Raw genomic sequence first — 16253 nt, 5'->3', positions numbered from 1 at the left:
GCCTTCCTTAAAAGAAGAAATAAGGCAACATGCACATGGAAATTTAGAGGTGGTTGCACATCATGGCACTCTGCCAGTGCCCGCAATTCCACCAACACTCGATGCAAATGCTGTTCCTGGTGGTCCCTCTAAGGGCTCCAGACCTGTGGCCTCTAGAAGTGTTCGCAGAATAAGCGCCCTTCCTAACGGCAACTTATACCTGTTCATACTATATGGTTGGGCTCCTTCAAGTGCACGTTTGGCGACTTGCTCAAAAATCCCGCTACTGGGTCGCTGGTCTAGAAGCGTCGCTTCGGCCTCATATGTCCGCCACGGTTTAGGTGCAACACTCCCAAGCACAATACGAACATCTCTCATGCGCCCACCCTCCATGCGCAATGCGACTGCACACGAGACAAGTGCGTAAGCATACGATGCGCGGTCCCGTACTTTGAGGTAGTGCGAGTGACCATCGAACGCGGGTAATTCGACGGCGACTATCAGGTCCCCTTGATGGAGGTTGGTATCAAGGTGTGGCGACTCACCTGGAAGGCGGTATACGTCCTCAAAGGCAATATTGCGTACCCCATCTGGCCCTTCTACCACTACAACAGCCTCATGCGCGGCCAATGCTACCGCTACATCGGAGGGATGAGTGGCAATGCAGGTATGAGCGCTCAACTTGCCATGATCACTCTGTCCAAATATAGCATGCGTACGGTTATAGCCATCAACGGCAGAGCAACCTGTTCCTGGATCACGCTTGTTGCAAGGCTGATGAGGATCGCGCAAGTAGGGGCAACGGGTACGCTGAAGCAGATTCCCAGCCATGGAAGCCATATTGCGGATCTGATGAGAGGCTCCAGCCAGAAGTGCTTCACTAATAGCGGGATACATGTTACGAATGAGAGGGTCTTCGGCTGCAACTGTGTTCTTGACATTTGCTCCAATACGAAGTCCCCCAGATGCGGTTGGCTCGATAGTGACAAGTGGGAGCTGCGAGATATCCACTAACAAAGCTGGACGCTGGACATCTTCCTTCATCAAATCCACCTGACTGGTTCCGCCTGCAATGAACTGCGCACCTGGATTATGTGCAACTAATGAGATTGCTGAAGGAATGTCCGCTGCTCGTTGATAGGAGAATATCTTCATTGGCTATCCTTTTCGCTGGCATATTTCATCTGGCCCTATATCGTGTTACATCTCAACAATTAGGGGCTGTTACGAGGCATACTATGGAGACACGCGTTGTCAGGTCATAGCTATTTATGCGATTGGCTCAACATCATTTCTCTTATAGTCGAGGCTTACCGCACGAGAGAACGCAGAGGGACAGTGTTGACAGTATAACGATCCCTTCAACCACAACTTGAAAATTCGTGAAGGAGAATCAGATTATTCACCACTTTGAGCGAATTCGGCGTGGGAGGAGGAAAGGGGGGCGAGAAGTCTCTGGCAATAGGCTTTGGCATCGACAAAGGGAAGGGAGACGGCCTCAACGTCCTTGCGAGGCTTACTTCTGATCGCGTCTCGTAACCCTTCGACCTGGGCCGCCATTGCGTTGAGAGTAGATCATCCTCCATATGGGGGCATTAGATGCGCTTGCCCTGAGAAGGCACTCAGGGCAAGCGCATCTCAATGGGAGGTGATAAAAGAAGCCCTAAAACTGCGGAGAAGTTGGAGTTTCCAGAGCAACAAGAGGAATATACTGTGCAGATTATGGGTTCTATTACATGAAAGGCGATCACGCCTTTCAGCTAAAGTAATGTCGAGAGGTTATTTGCATGGCCGATTTGAAGAGTCCCAAAGTTCAGAAGATACTTAACTCGAAAGCGTTCGCGCATCTTGCAACAATTGGCGCTAAGGGAGAGCCAAATTCATCAGTGATGTGGTTTTTATGGGATGAGGAATACATCAAGTTTACCCATACCACTGAACGTCAGAAATACCAGAATCTCAAGCGTGATCCGCGTGTGGCTATCACGATTACTGACCCCGATGACCCCTACACGTATGCCGAGTTTCGTGGGGTGGTTGATAAGATCGAGGAAGATCCCACTGGAGCCTTTTTCAATACCCTGGCAGAAAAGTATGGCTCCTCCTCGCGCTATCGTGGCGATCCGCGTGTGGTTTTGTGCATAAAGGTTGACCGCATCCTTGGGTACGTGTAGGCGGTACTGCTCCCTCGTGTCTGCAACTTCTGCAACTAGCCAGTTGCAGAAGTTGCAGACACGAGTTTTTTAAATGCACTTGCCCTGCTATCAACAAGCGTTCGATTCCATGATTATCGCTTTTGTGCTCACTCTTCTGGATGAGGCAAATATAATGAGGAACTGAACTATGAGAGAATTCGCTTTACATTGAAGGCTCGTTGACGTTGTGGAAGCAAGAGTGTTCGATCATCAAGGGCATTCAACAGTACCAAAACTGATGCCAAATAATGACACGAGCCTTTGTTTAGACGACCTGAAGGCGTCGAGGGATAACTGCATAGCCCTCTATCCCTAGCTCGAAAGCGGTCGGGAGTGTTTTTCGCAGCAGGTTGTAACTGCCATTGATATCCGAGTGGCTCTGTCTGCCTGCTTGTGTCCTATACCAACGTCCTCGACGTGTGCCACGAAAACGCGGCTTTTGTGTGCTCTGCGGAGCATAGACGGGGATGAGATCACCATCAAGAAATTATGCTTTACTGGTGTAGCTCTCTTCCACTACCTGTACCTCAATACCCACAAGCTGCGCTTTGTAGGTGAGCATATGGATGAAGCGGCTGTGAGGAATGTTGAATAGAGTAGGGAGCGAGTGCCTTTTGCAAGATCACTCGTCACCCTCTCTCAGAACCGTGCGTACAGTGTTAACCGTACACGGCTCGCCCTCTACTCATCTCTTGAGTTGGCTCCTTCCAGGGAGGGTTCCGGCATGTAATTGTTGATGACATCTGACGCAGAGAATGAGTGTCTTTCTGCGTCTCGCCATCATGATGCGCTGCCAGAGTTCTTTTCCGTTTGCTACATCTTTCATTTTCCGAATGTGATGGACCTGGAACAGGCCTTCTTTCGTTTCGCAGTACTCGCATTGCTCCGCATTGATCCTTCGGATCAGTTCTGAGCAGCTGAGCGTTAGTGCAAACGTGTTAGGAGGAATGTCGATACTTTGATAGGGAGAAGGTGACGTTTTCAGGTCTTTCAGCCGGAAAAGCCTGATTGTGCGTGTCTTTCCTTTTTCTTGAACGGTGTGGACGTAGCCCTCATCCGTCTTGAGGTGCTTGGCGATGGTTGTCACATGGGTTTTGTGCTTGTGAGCAAGGGTTTTGAAAAGGCTTGTTTGCCAGATATGGGCAAGCTTGTTCATCTCTCCTTTTACACTGTGCGCGAGAGCGTAATACTTCGCCAAGCCCCGGAGTTCCCCATTGTAGGCAAGAATAATTTCCGCATCGCTGAGTGTTGAGAGTTCTGCTTTGTGGCGGCCTTTGACGTTTTCGTAGATTCCATATCGCTTCTCTGCACAGAACTTCTGAAGTTTTCCCTGTGGAATTTGGAGTTGGATGCGTTCAGACATAGATTTTCGCGTGGTGTGTCGCGCATTGCATTGCACCTTGACCACGCGAGCGCCTGAGTACGTCTTGATCCAGTATCCAACAAAGATCACTCCTTGTTTACTGTGCCGGATATGAGACTTGTCTTCTGCTACTTCCAGCTTGAGCGTCTCCTGAATAAATCGCTTGACCTCTTGCTGAATGCGTTCGGCATCTGCTTTTGAGCCAATCATGCTAATGACATAGTCGTCAGCGTAGCGGCAGTAGGAGAGTCTCTTGTATCCCTCATCGAATGGGTCGCTACTCGGCAGGCGTCTTCTCTGGCGTTGGATCTCCTTGATTTCCCTTTGGATAGCTTGAAGTGTTTCTTTGCAGTTCTCCTTTCCCTTCAGCCTATCCCCTTTCTTCCTGAGACGATGGATTTTGTTGGAGTGGCGTTTGTACGCTCGGTTGCCCTTGCGTCGTATTCCTTTATCGAATTGTTCTTTCATGGTTTTCATGAACAGATCCAGTTCGTGGAGATAGACATTCGCCAAAACTGGTGAGACTATTGATCCTTGAGGTACACCACTGTAGGTCGTATGGTACGTCCATTCCTCTAGGTAGCCAGCATCTAGCATGGCTCGTATGAGGCGAAGAAAGCGTTTGTCCTCAATTTTCTTTGCGAGAAAGCTCATCAACAGATCGTGATCGATTGTGGTGAAGTAATCTCGAATGTCCATATCAATGATCCACTTGGCGGCGGTCCACTCCCGTTCGATTTGATGGAGTGCCGTGTGTGGGGAACGTCCTGGTCGGAATCCATGTGATCGATCCTCAAAGATCGGCTCATAAATCTGTTCCAGGATGCTTCTGACCACTTCTTGCACTAATTTGTCGTCTCCTGAAGAAATACCTAGAGGGCGTTTCTTGCCGTTTTTCTTCGGGACATAGACACGACGGGTTGGTTTGAAGCGGTATCTTCCTTCTCGGAGTCGTTGTACAATCGATTCGACTCGTTCCTTGGAAAATCCATCGAGAGTGGTGCTGTCCACTCCTTTGGTCATTGCACCTTCATTCGAGTAGATATTGGCATACGCCTCATACCACAAGATCGGGCTTTCCATGAGTCGGAAGAGTCCGTTTAGTCGTTTTCCCTGTTTGGAGATTTCTCCAAGTGCTTCCAATCTCCTAATCACTTGAGCGGGTAGCATCAGCACACCCTCGCTTTCGTTAATTGATAAGCTGAGTAGACTGCTCCCCTTCCCCTCAGACAGGTATGGTTTCATGGCTATCACTAGCCACTTATCCGCCTGCCGATCCCGCTTGCGCGGGCTGCGGAACCCATTACAGGCCCACCTTGGGTACTGCGAGAGTTCTGTCACCATGCAGGGTTTCCCCTGTTTAGGTGATCCCGCATTTCCAGCGGCATGAGATGCGACGTGCTCCAGGTCTCCCGTTCGTTCATTTTCCCTCGTACAAGGGTGCGTCAGGAAGGTTGGATAATGCTGCAACTTCGTCATACAGCACTACTTCCTAAACCAGCGTTTCAGCCACGTTCGCTGGCATCATCAGAAAAACCGCATGAACTAGGATTTAACCAGTTTAGGCTTAACCATACACGTCCTTGCACTGACAGATCAAGAAAGTGTGGCCTTTCCTTACGCTGCCTTGCTCCCAACATGCTACACTCCCCCCTCCCTTTCGGGATTCAAGCCGTGTGGCAGGGATAAGTTGGGTGTGCAGTAGGTTTTCCAACAACCTACACAGCATATGCTGCGCTCATTTTCGCCGTTGATGCGGCGCACCAAAATTTTGATTATTCCTCCTCCCCAGTTGCACCTCTTGCTTCCAGTTACTGTTGTTTCTGATAATCAGCTGGCCGATTCCCTCCTCAAAGAGGTGATCAATCAAGCGACGGCTGGCCGTGTGCAAGTAGGGGTCTCTCCGTTTTTCCCCCTCTAAAATCCTCTAAGGCGTTAGAAACAAAACAACATCTCAGATTTTTTCCTCTAAGTCGGCCCAACATATTTTCCCGGTTCCCGCTATTTCTGCAATCCTGGAGCTTTCCGAACCCCCTTCACATAACGGAAGAAGGTGGCACGAGAGATCTCAAGCATCGAGCAAATTTCAGCAATTGAGTGCTTCGAGTCCTGGTAAGGATGTTGAGCCAAAGCCACCTTCCCATCAGTCGCCTTCCTGGGCCTGCCGCCGACACGTCCTCTGGCACGGGCCGCAGCCAATCCTGCATTGGTTCGCTCACGGATCAGGTCCCGTTCAAACTCGGCTAATGCCCCCATGAGATGAAAAATGAGCTTGCCGCCCGGTGTAGCGGTGTCGATTTTCTCTGTCAAGCTGATAAAATCCACTCCACGTTCCTGGAGGAGATCGAGCGTCTCAATGGGATCCTTGAGGGAGCGCCCCAGTCGATCCAACTTCCAGACGATGAAAATATCACCTGGTCGAACATAGGCAAGTGCTTCATCGAGTCCCTGACGTTCAAATTTCACACCGGTCATCACATCACGAAAAACTTTTCACACTCCGCCTCCTGGAGCGCATCATCTTGCAAAGCCTCGTTCTGCTCGTGCTTTGAGACACAAATATATCCAATCTTCATCAAAACCTCTGCCTTTAGTCTCACTTACTCATCTCCAAAAAGGAAAACTGAGACGCGAGATTATGATACGTTTGTTGAGACTGGTCAATCCTCAATATCACGCTTGCCAACGTGATGCGCCTTTGTACCGGAAAATCAGAGCAGAAAGTCGCAAAAAACGGTCGGTTGTGAGAGAGATCAGGAGTCGGTGAGAGGCTTCTTAATAAGTATGGGAGCAGAAGCAAACTTTCTTCCTTTTTTGAGTGGCTCCGCTACGACCAAGTGAACTCGATAGCTTCCGTACACCATCAGAGCATTGGCAAAAGCGTCGAGATGGTCATGGTCGGAAACAGCTACTTTCAAAAGATAACAGGAATCACCTACCGTTCGATAGCATTCACAAACCTCCTCGCGCTTTTCGACCAAGCGAAGAAAGCCCTCATCTACCCCTTCACGTTTTGATAAAAAGACCGCAATATACGCCATCAGTTTTGGCTCGAATTTGCTGCTATCAACTTGAACAGTATATCCAACAATAATCTGCTGGTCTTCCAAGCGATGCACGCGCTCAGCAACGGCTGGAGCAGTCATATGCACCCGCTGAGCTAATTTACGAAGCGAAAGTCTCCCATTGCTTTGAAGTTCTTGTAAAATAGCCCGATCTACGTCATCAATTTGCATAAAACACACAACCTTTCCAGATGAGACTCTTTTTCCTCTCATATCCTTACAAATGGAAAGGGAGAACTATTTATTCCCTTCTCTTTTTCATTCATCTCCATCAATTCAATCTGTATACTATGAGCACTTTAAAGAAATCATACATTCAGGAGTTACTCAAGTATGTCTCAAGATACTCACATAAAAATACACCCTCTACTCACATCTTTCTCATTAGCAGGCATCCCGTTGAAAAATCGGGTGGCCGTTGCACCGATGTCGCGAGTAAGCACCTCTGGTGACGGGGTTCCTACCGAAAAGATGCGGGACTACTATACTTCTTTCGCAAAAGGCCAGTTCGGGATGATTATCACCGAGGGGACCTATACCGATCAGGCGCAGAGTCAGGCATATGCTCATCAGCCAGGAATCGTAACACAGGCGCAAATACAAGCTTGGCGTACGTTGGTTCAGAGCGTACATACAGCCGGTGCAAGCATCTTCTTACAATTGATGCATGCTGGTGCATTGTCTCAGGAAAATCATTATCGAACTCATACTCTTGCCCCTTCAGCCGTGCTGCCAAAGGGAGAGAAGATGCCAGAGTATGGCGGGCAAGGGCCATTTTCTGTGCCTGAAGCCATGAGCGAGAAACACATTCTGGAAGCGATTGAAGGCTTCGCCCAATCCGCAGTCAATGCTCGCGACGCTGGTTTTGATGGCGTAGAGGTTCATGGAGCCAATGGCTACTTACTGGACCAATTTATTACAAACTACACCAATCGGCGAACGGATCGGTACGGTGGCTCCATTAAAGGTCGTATCCGCTTTGCGGTTGAGGTCGTTGAGGCTATTCGCTTGGCTGTAGGCAAAGAGTACCCACTAGGAATGCGGCTCTCCCAAACAAAAGTCAACGACTTCGTATATCGGTGGCCAGGTGGTCAGAAAGATGGAGAAGTCATCTTCTCAGCGCTTGCTGAAGCCGGAGTCTCCTATCTTCATCTCGCTAGTGAAGGTCGCGATTGGAGGAAAACAGCCAGTATCGCTGATGGTGTCACTATTACGCAGCTTGCCAGAAAGGTTGCGCATATCCCGGTGATTGCCAATGGAGGTATGCACGATCCCTCACTGGCAGAACAGATCATCAACGAGGGACACGCAGATATGATTTCATTGGCACGTGGTGCACTCGTTCATGCTGACTGGCCGCAGCGGGTAGCTCAAGGCTTGGCTTTAGAGGCATTCGATCCCGAAATACTTCACCCGAGAGCAACTATTGAGAATGCTCTCCGCTGGCGGACTCTGCGGGAACGCCACTAGGGAGAAATGAGTAAAGAATGCCTTCCCGACAAGACGTGAGAACGGTCAGTGCCATTGGGAGAAGCCTACCGCGCTCACGCTTTGTTGAGGCATCGAGAGCGGAACAACGTGAACACCTTTTTTGTGGAATCGCAGAAAACCAACGGTTTTGACACTCAGCAGTTCATTTTACACAAGCTACTGCGCGTTGCAATAGATCGAGAAAGATGCATCTTAGGAGTGAGAGGACACACCGCTGCTTGTTCCATCTGGAAGGTCGGAACTGCCACGATCCCTCCCCTTTCATGAACTTTGTACAGGTAGAGCTCTCGTACTTCTGTTATCCGCTAGCTTGCATCTCGTTGCGCATCACGTGGGGCGCATGAGTGTGAGCGTATATCTCTGAAGTATGACTCTGTTGAGACGCAGAAAAAAGAATATGGAGGCAAAGGTATTTTACCAACTGCTGGTAATGTTAATTATAAATGTAGTTTTTGATTACGAAAAATTGACTTTGTAACACTTATCATTCAATTAGGTGTTATAGAGGTCGTGTGAATGAGTACATATACTGCTGTTGTTGAGAGTAAGTGAGAAGAAAAAGTGCATGACCAAGAGACCCAACGAAGCGATAATGCTGGATTTCTTGGTCTATAGACGTGTGATTCGCAAGCCATATATACAGGTGTTGAATGTATTAGATCAAGCAACACTGATGCTTCATTAGCGTAGCAAACAAGCGAGCAAAAGACAAGAAAAACAGGACTATTGCCTTCTGACCTGTTTCCGAGCACCTTCTTCTCAGGCATATCTTCAATAGCATTTAGAAATAGAAGTCAGATACCCACATCTGAAGGCTGTCACCTCCACGCAACTATGCATGTTGGCAAAAGATCCTCGGCATGATGCGAGGGACAGGTGGTGAAAAAACGCCTCTATGCTTTCAGATTGGCGAGACAAACGGCGTTTTCACCCAACGCGTGATCCCTCCGCGTGAAAAAAGAGGCACCTGCAGCGCGTTGCTTCTGTATTCTTTCTCAAGATCGCATATGTGTGTAGACGTACCTGTGCTTGAGCACGGGGAGGTCTCAGCTTCTCGCAGGATGATTATTAACTTTTTAGGTAAACGTTACCCTGGATCGCTTTCCCAGGGGGAACTGCAAAGTGACCTGAAATGCCAGATGTCTTGGCTTGAAATCGATTTTAGCTACGCTTAACTGTTCAATCTGGGAAAGTAGAAAGAGAAAACTCTCGCTTTCTTTCTTGACAATGGTGTTTTTCTATGCTACTTTTCTTTTAAGGAAGAGTAAACGTTACCCCATTTCTCTATGAGAGCAGGACAAGACAAGTATAAAAGTTGTCTCTTTGACTACAGGATCTGCCGAGGAGATAGCTGTTCTGCATCTTGGAGGCGTTTGTGATTCGTATGTCTTCTCCCGTTTGAGTAATACCTTTTTCTCTGGCTCCTTGCACTCTTTTGTCGACGTTTGACGAAGAAACTCTTTATGGGGAGGTCTTTGAAGCGATGAAGCTGATACCTTTGCGGTGTGCCAAAGCCAGGGAACTCCTTAAGCTACAGCATGTTATGCAAACTTATCTATATCACGGCTCGTTTTTCACCCTGCACTTCCAGGCGTATGGTTCACATCGTCCATTTTTTGAGCACGTTCTTGTTGGGAAAAACTCTCTGACATGCTCATGACATGACGTGAGAACTACAGTTTCGTTTGTCGCAATTTAAGTCATACCTTTTCGTGTAGAGTAGCGGGTAAGATGTGACTCCTCCCCATATCTAGAGGGGGGCAGGGGACCCGGGCGTGAAGGTTCAGATGCGTCGGGGCCATTGAACGGCAAACTCCCATAAACTCCTACCCAGAGCTACTCAGGCAAATCACGGAAATGTCTCTGCGTTGGAAAAGCGAACGGAATTGGTTCAATTGACACACGTGCTCTTTATTAGAAAAGCGGTTTTGCAAAGCCCAATTTTGTATACAAGGAGGATTAATACCCAGCAGGATATACTTCCAGGGACTTAATGGAATAAGCAGAAAGGAATATATTTTTATGCAAGACATTATGCGCACGAGGCGCAAAAAGCGTCTGGCGGGGTTTGTTGCCTTGCTGCTGCTAGTGAGCGCCTTCAGTCTGGTGGTACCTTTTCCCCGCTCGGCTGCCAGTGCCGCAACGACCTCGCGTGTGACCGTCGCCGCGATTGACCCGTCGCTCGTTGCAGGACGCGGTGCCCAGCTCGGTATCATCCAGCAGGAGGCCGAGAACGCCACGACGAATGGGACGATATTGCCGTTCGACACGTCAGCTTACACGCTCTCAGGCGAGGCGTCAGGCCGGCAAGCCGTGCAGCTCAGGCCAGGCCAGTACGTCGCGTTCACCCTCACGCAGCGGGCGAACGCGGTGACTATCCGCTACGCGATCCCCGACGCCCCGACTGGCGGCGGAATTGATGCCCCATTGATTGTAAGCGTGAATCACAACGGCCGCGAGAACACGCATCCGCAAACAATCACGCTGACCTCGAAGTACTCATGGCTCTACAACCAATATCCATTCACGAACGACCCAAATGCTGATTTGCTCCACCCGGACTGGTGGATCACCGAGTGCTCATGCGTTCCAGCTTCTACGACACCGCCGCCGACCATAACAAAACCGTTCAGGCCGATGCACTTCTATGACGAGCAGCGTCTACTCCTCCATAATACCTACCAGGCGGGGGACGTCGTCCGCCTGAGCATGCCCGCCGGTTCGAATGTGGCGTGGATGGCCATCGATCTCGCCGATTTTCAGCAGGTCGCTGGTCCCGTGCCGAAGCCGAAGAACTCCGTCTCCGTGACCAACTTCGGTGCCGACCCGAGCGGCATCCGGGACTCCTCGGATGCGTTCGATCATGCGATTCGGGTGGCAAAAGCCTCAGGGAAGAAGGTCTATATCCCGGTCGGTATATTCCAGGTGGACAGGCACATCATCGTCGATAATATCACTGTCGAAGGCGCTGGTAGCTGGTGGTCGATCGTCAAAGGCCATCAGGTTACGCTCACCTCACCGGCTCCCGATGGTTCCGTGCACACGGGCGTCGGCTTCTACGGCAAGTATACAGCCGACGGCGGGAGTCGCAACGTGCATCTGTCGAACTTTGCAATCGAGGGCGACGTCCAAGAGCGAATCGATACCGATCAGGTGAATGGCATCGGCGGGGCGCTGAACGACTCGACGATCGACGGTGTCTACATTCATCACACGAAAGTCGGTATCTGGCTCGACGGGCCGATGCACAATGTGATGGTCGAGAACACGGTCATCACGGACCAGATCGCGGACGGCATCAACTTTCACCAGGGCGTGACAACGTCGAGGGTCGTCAATTCTCTCATCCGCAACACGGGTGATGACGGGCTTGCGATGTGGTCGGAGGCGATGAACGGGCAGCCTACAATCGAGGATGCCAACAACGTATTCGACCATAACACGGTGCAGAACCCGGTGCTCGCGAACGGAATTGCTATCTATGGTGGCCACAACAATACTGTGTCGAACAATATCGTCGCCGACCCCGTGCGCGAGGGTAGCGGCCTCCACGCAGGATCGCGCTTCGGCTCAACCCCGTTCGCTGGCTACCTCCGGTTCACAAACAACACAACCGTGCGGGCCGGGTCGTTCGAGCTCAATTGGAAGATCGGCCTTGGCGCGATCTGGCTCTACGCGCTCGAAGGCTCTCTCACGACGGATATCGAGGTGACCGGCGATAATTTCCTGCAGAGCACGTATAACGCGATCATGATCGTTTCCGATTTCCCAGTGAAGGATCTCTACTCCATCTCGAACGTCCATTTCCGGGACATCCATGTCGACGGTACGGGGACGTCAGTGCTGAGTGCGCGTGCCGCTGGAAATGCGACGTTCCAAAACGTCGTCGCACGCAACGTCGGGGCCGTCGGCATCAACAACTGTGGCTCCTTCCACTTCACGTTGGGTGGCTCGGAGTTCAAGGTGACCGACCTCAGTGGCAATACTGGAGGAGGGGCCACCGGGCCTTGGCTCGCACCGTGGGAACTGCCGAACACGATCACCTGTAATGATCAGCCGCCGGTTGTTCCCCCTCCGCCTCCCTTTCCCTGGTAAGCGGTTAGCTCGCGGATTATGAGTGGTCCCTGATTTTTCTGGCTACCCATGTGGAGCAAAGAGCAAGAAAAAGAGGTGAAACAACGCGGATCTGCTCGTTTCGGTACTGATTGGTTTGATTATCGAAAACCGATGAAACAAGCAGATCCGTTGTTATCCTTTTCGCGCCAGAAGACCTCCGCTTGGTGCCCTGACTTTTCTACACATGTAACAGCGATGAAAGAGAGGCAGCATCTGAAGCAGCCGAGCAAGCCTGAGATGCGTAAGGCCATATGTGCCTAACGCTTCTTTCCCGGACAGCTTCTTCAGCCAGGTGACAAATTCGCTTTGTAAAATATGTATAAGAGTCAGCCGTATTGATTAACTCCACATGAGATTGGCTATACGTTTATATCTAAAAATATATGAGGTGGTAAAACTGGTCGAGTTGGGCAGGTTCGTTTCACTTCACTACCTGGAAAGGATGTGTGATGAAGCATCTCGCTGTCTGCAAAACTACTTCTCTTGTTATCATGAGTAGTATGATAGCTTTGCTGCTGCTTATTGGTATGGCGATATCTGTATCAGCAGCCAACGTAACTGCATCAAAGAGCATCATTTTAGTTACTCGTAATGCTCCTCATCCATCAACTTGCAATTTAGGGCGAGAAGTTTCGGGACAACTAGAATGGCGTTGTGAAAGAGCATGCATTGGAAGTCAACCAGTCAAATATGTCACTTTCGGCTTTACTGCAAATACTGTGTCATATGAGAGAGCTGTTGCAAGAGCAGATGAAATGGCTCGGCAATGTGCCTATTACCGCTAATACCTACACGAATGCTCTGCGAGCCTCTCCGAGTTTGGGCTGCGCTGGTGGCGTATCTGCAGTGGATAGAGCTGCCACTATAGATAGCTATAGATGAAGGGCCAAAGCCATTTAGAAGTTTGTAGAGACAGAACATTGCAAGAAATGTCGTTTCTATGAAACAAACATTCAGCTAGCAAACAAATGATGGGGAAAACTGTTCTGCCAAAGTAAGAGAAGGAGAGCATGATGAAGAATGTTTTAAGAATAAGCCTCCTGGTGGTAATGGTTTCACTGCTCTTCACCATCCTGCTTTCAGAGGATAGAGCACAAGCGAGAAGTCGTCTCCAGAGGCTTTCTGATGTGCATCTGAGAGAGAATGTGCCATCTGTTACGCAGCTCACATTTCTTTCCCCTCCCACAAATAGTAAGGCTCCTCCTGCTGGTCTTTCGCTTCCCTCTCAAGCCGAGATGCAATCGCAAATTATCAACTATTACACGCATAGGTGCTCTGCTTGTCAGAAAAATCCTCTTCGACGTTTCATGGGTGTGAGTCAGCCCTCTCTACCAGGGTCGGATTCTCCTAAACCGATCATTGAGGTATGTGCAATGTACGAGGTATTCCCCCACGAGAAGCAGCCAACAGAGATTTTTAGCCATGCATATTATTTCCAATATGACAATCATGTCTGGCACCTTCTGGGAGTAGAGACAGGTTTCCATGGATGTGATCCTGCCTCATGGATGAAGGCAGAATGACATGCCTCTGTGTTTCTCAGGCACCAGAACATGAGAAAACGCCGGTATTTGATCCCTTCTGCTCGCGTTGAGCGCGAATACGGACTGCTGCTTATTACAACAGGAGGAACTTTACTGATAAGTTCAGTATAGCGCAGGTTTCTCTAGGTTTAGAAACATGCTGGAGCGCAAAACAGTGCTAGAAAGGTTCGTTCGATGCAGAAAAAGTTATGGCTCTTCTTAGTAGGGGTTGTAGTATTGAGTGTTCTCGTACTCTTTTTGAAGATAGCTTCCTATCCCGCCGCTGCTGCATATACCAGCTATTCGTCTCTGTCAATCTCACCTGCGTCCCAGAGGGCAGATGATCAATCACCAACTCAAGCAACACAAGGCAAATTATATGAGGGGTACCTGAAAGGCGAGTGGGCAGGCCACCAGGCAGGTGTCGCTGACTGTGAGGCGAAAAGATATAACCCACCAACGTCAACAGTGTTTGGTTCCGCAAATCAAGCTGAGTATGATCGTGGCTATGCATACGGCGAACATAGAGGGTACGAGGCCGGTTACAAATCTTGCTTCCAATAAGCTGTTATAACAGGATCAATAGTGGTGGCTGACGAACCCAAATATGTTGTTCATGAAAACAGGTGCGCCACAGATTTTTGCGTCGAGTCTGTTTAGAGATCCCAACAGAAAAAACCTTCTAAATTTTGGTAAGAGCGACCTGACTCTCGCGGAATCTAGAGAGAAAATATATCGGGATCCCGTAATGTACCTTGAATCAGCCGATCCGCGGAGGGTTACAAATAGTTTTAAAAATGTTGATATACATAGACAAAATATGCTAACTAAAATGTAGGCATAAAGTTGAGTGCATACGCACGACAACACGGCATTAGCTACAAAACCGCATGGCGATGGTATAAAGCAGGATTGCTTGATGCTTACCAGACTGAAACAGGAACCGTCATTATCCGTGATCCGCAAGCTGTACAAGCGCTGACAGGTCGCGTTGCTCTCTTTCCAGGCTCTCCTCAGATTCAGTGGCGGCACAGTGCTTCTCATGACTGGAAAAATCCCCGATAGCACATATGAGTTTCTTTGCTCTGCGGTGGCCCGGCTCTTTCTCCTCCCTCTTCCAGAGAAATGCAGGATTTTCCGACTTTCAAAAATGTTTCCAGGAGCGTATAATCGTCATTGATACTACCCATGAGAAAGACTGTGTGATGCTCAAAAATGCCTTGCTCGCAAGTAAATTCCATGTGCCACCCCTGCGGGCTAAACTTGTCCCGCGTCCGCATGTGGTCGATTTACTTGAACAGGGAACTCGGCGGTCACTCACGTTGCTATCAGCTCCTGCTGTAGCGCTTGTAGTAGTATCCTCAAACGATAGACATGACAGGAGCAATCTAGACTCAAGTACTGAGGAGAAAAAACATGAGTCTTCCCGCTATAGGGAAAAGCCTTTGCCTGGTCATGCTTAGTGTGATCGTCGCTGTTGTCTTCGTCATGAGAACGGCAGCTAACGCCTCCGCAGCAAGCCTTACCCCAACAAAAGCACAAACTCATGTAAACACGACGCAAGGCGGTCCCTGGGGTGGCTACGGTCGCTTCGGTCCCTGGGGTGAATATGGTAGCTCTGGTGGGTCTGGTGAGTATGACCCTATCAAACAGTACCTGTTTGAGCACAGAAGTATTATGGCGAAGTCCTTTTCAGGGTATGACCCCATCACACAGTACCAGTATACGCACGACCCATACTACCGCGCTTGCCTTGATCGGGGTGGGACGATGGTACGCATCCCGAATTCAATCAGTTTCGCCTGTAAATTTGTTCATCATCCAGGTCCATATCCAGGTCCAGGTTGATGATCGACTATACGGCACAACCTTCGGGATCGCCTGTGGGCTACTACTACTAGCTTGCCTAGAGATAGAGACGCGGTTTGTGTTTAGTGCTTTGCTTGCCTATTCTGATCGTGTTTGTTGTTGGCCCTCGTCCCCTTGGCAAGGAGAAGGAGCAATACCATGTCTTTGAGAAGCAAAGGCGTTGCCATCCTCTTTCTGAGTGGGCTGTTCACCCTGTTGCTCATGATTAGCTCTCCAATGCCAGCTTCTGCTGCCAGTACCAGGGCGAGTGTTTCCACAAAGGTTCTAGGAAAGCATCAACCGGTCCAAGGTGGCCCTGGTTTTATAAGGTATTACAGTGGCTATGGTAGGTTTGGACCCGCAATTGAAAGCCCAGGACTTGGTCCCATTGGAGGAGGTGGTGGACCTGCAATTGAAAGCCCAGGACTTGGTCCCATTGGAGGAGGTGGGTATGGTACGGGCATCAGACCGAGCACGTCCGTCAGATCGGATATTCTGAAAAGAGCGTACTGTACTGATTATCCCTACTGTCCGTAGAAGCATATATTCCCTTAGAGTACAAGCCCTGCTACTACACGGGTTGAATAGAAAGAGAGCAAAACAAAGCCACATGTGAGCCGTCTTCACGCGTGGCTTTTTTAGTGGAGATAGAAGAGATGCGAATTGGTAAATT

12 protein-coding genes are annotated in these 16253 nt (G+C 49.5%); 7 read left to right on the top strand and 5 right to left on the bottom strand.

Annotation, left to right across the window (positions count from 1 at the left end; genetic code table 11):
- Positions 1-60: 60 nt before the first annotated feature.
- Positions 61-1134 carry an FAD binding domain-containing protein gene (locus K3T82_RS35040; RefSeq protein ID WP_220198122.1) on the bottom strand — a complete coding sequence of 358 codons (1074 nt, stop codon included), beginning with the start codon at positions 1132-1134 and terminating at the stop codon, positions 61-63.
- Positions 1135-1766: 632 nt separating this feature from the next.
- Between K3T82_RS35040 and K3T82_RS35035 the strand changes: the two genes are divergently transcribed.
- Positions 1767-2153 carry a PPOX class F420-dependent oxidoreductase gene (locus tag K3T82_RS35035; RefSeq protein WP_220198121.1) on the top strand — a complete coding sequence of 129 codons (387 nt, stop codon included), beginning with the start codon at positions 1767-1769 and terminating at the stop codon, positions 2151-2153.
- A gap of 508 nt (positions 2154-2661) precedes the next feature.
- Here K3T82_RS35035 and K3T82_RS50390 read toward each other — a convergent pair.
- From K3T82_RS50390 to K3T82_RS35015, 4 genes are all read right to left on the bottom strand, one after another.
- Entirely contained in the window at positions 2662-2742 is an 81-nt protein-coding gene (locus K3T82_RS50390; RefSeq protein WP_420799379.1) for a zinc ribbon domain-containing protein, read from the bottom strand.
- A 117-nt stretch (positions 2743-2859) separates the two neighbouring features.
- Positions 2860-5016, bottom strand: a complete 2157-nt coding sequence (locus K3T82_RS35025) for a reverse transcriptase domain-containing protein (RefSeq protein ID WP_220198120.1) — start codon at positions 5014-5016, stop codon at positions 2860-2862.
- A 522-nt stretch (positions 5017-5538) separates the two neighbouring features.
- Positions 5539-6003 carry a recombinase family protein gene (locus K3T82_RS35020; protein WP_236031766.1) on the bottom strand — a complete coding sequence of 155 codons (465 nt, stop codon included), beginning with the start codon at positions 6001-6003 and terminating at the stop codon, positions 5539-5541.
- A 287-nt stretch (positions 6004-6290) separates the two neighbouring features.
- The gene (locus K3T82_RS35015) at positions 6291-6773 is read right to left on the bottom strand and encodes an Lrp/AsnC family transcriptional regulator (protein WP_220198119.1); all 483 of its coding nucleotides are present in this window, start codon (positions 6771-6773) and stop codon (positions 6291-6293) included.
- A gap of 162 nt (positions 6774-6935) precedes the next feature.
- Between K3T82_RS35015 and K3T82_RS35010 the strand changes: the two genes are divergently transcribed.
- The 6 genes from K3T82_RS35010 to K3T82_RS34985 all read left to right on the top strand — a co-directional run bounded on the left by K3T82_RS35010 (position 6936) and on the right by K3T82_RS34985 (position 16117).
- On the top strand, positions 6936-8072 hold the full coding sequence (locus K3T82_RS35010; RefSeq protein ID WP_220198118.1) for an oxidoreductase: 1137 nt from the start codon (positions 6936-6938) through the stop codon (positions 8070-8072).
- A gap of 2043 nt (positions 8073-10115) precedes the next feature.
- A complete protein-coding gene (locus tag K3T82_RS35005) occupies positions 10116-12188 on the top strand; it encodes a glycosyl hydrolase family 28-related protein (protein WP_220198117.1) in 2073 nt (690 codons plus the stop codon).
- A 470-nt stretch (positions 12189-12658) separates the two neighbouring features.
- Positions 12659-12994, top strand: coding sequence for a hypothetical protein (locus K3T82_RS35000; RefSeq protein ID WP_220198116.1), 336 nt, complete (start codon positions 12659-12661; stop codon positions 12992-12994).
- A 1584-nt stretch (positions 12995-14578) separates the two neighbouring features.
- Positions 14579-14797, top strand: a complete 219-nt coding sequence (locus K3T82_RS34995) for a hypothetical protein (RefSeq protein ID WP_220198115.1) — start codon at positions 14579-14581, stop codon at positions 14795-14797.
- Positions 14798-15148: 351 nt separating this feature from the next.
- Positions 15149-15580 (top strand): hypothetical protein, encoded by a 432-nt coding sequence (locus K3T82_RS34990; protein ID WP_220198114.1) that lies wholly within the window; start codon positions 15149-15151, stop codon positions 15578-15580.
- Between the two features lie 159 nt (positions 15581-15739).
- Positions 15740-16117, top strand: coding sequence for a hypothetical protein (locus tag K3T82_RS34985; protein WP_220198113.1), 378 nt, complete (start codon positions 15740-15742; stop codon positions 16115-16117).
- Positions 16118-16253: the final 136 nt, after the last annotated feature.

Source organism: Ktedonospora formicarum (assembly GCF_016587355.1).
Lineage (GTDB): Bacteria > Chloroflexota > Ktedonobacteria > Ktedonobacterales > Ktedonobacteraceae > Ktedonobacter > Ktedonobacter formicarum.
This window is presented reverse-complemented; position numbering and strand designations above follow the sequence as displayed.